Source organism: Mycolicibacterium peregrinum (assembly GCF_001665625.1).
Taxonomy (GTDB): domain Bacteria; phylum Actinomycetota; class Actinomycetes; order Mycobacteriales; family Mycobacteriaceae; genus Mycobacterium; species Mycobacterium peregrinum_B.
On sequence record NZ_LZSY01000089.1, the window covers coordinates 1 to 579 of the forward strand.

The following is a 579-nucleotide window of genomic DNA, read 5'->3' on the forward strand; positions in this document are numbered from 1 at the left end:
GCCATCAGCGTTTCCCGCTCCGCGCTATCGAGAACAAGACGCGTTTCCAGGGGGCCGGGCAGCCGTCGACTCGGGCCGCGATCAATTTCATCCCGACCATCCCGGTCGCCTATTTCGGTAGCACTTTCGGGTCGGGGACGGTTACCCACACCGGGCTGGTGGATCAGTTCGGTCTCGTGTTCCTCCAGGAAGGTGAAGATCTCCTTCTCAGCATGACGGGCGTGGGGGAGCTGTTCGCCGGCTGCGACGCAGGCGATTTGGCGGACCGTTTCCAACGGGTGCTGACATCGATGACGGCCGACCCGGGACGGTCGATTTCCACTGTCGACGTCCGTGATGAGCTCACCGGGTTGGACGGGTGGGGTAATCGGGCGGCGCTCGAGGTGCCGGCTGCGGCGCCTCTGTCGGTTCCGGAGATGTTCGCCGCGCAGGTGGCCCGCGACCCGGCTGCGGTGGCGGTCAGTTTCGGTGACAGTTCGATGTCGTATCGCGGGCTGGATGCGGCTGCGAATCGGTTGGCGCACTTGCTTGTCGAGCGCGGTGTCGGTCCGGGGCAGCGGGTTGCGCTGCTGTTTCCAC

General features: G+C 65.6%; 1 protein-coding gene. It reads left to right on the forward strand.

Annotated features, from left to right (window positions below):
* Positions 1-579: AMP-binding protein (locus A5779_RS12705; RefSeq protein WP_165609778.1), on the forward strand; the 579-nt coding region annotated here is incomplete at both ends.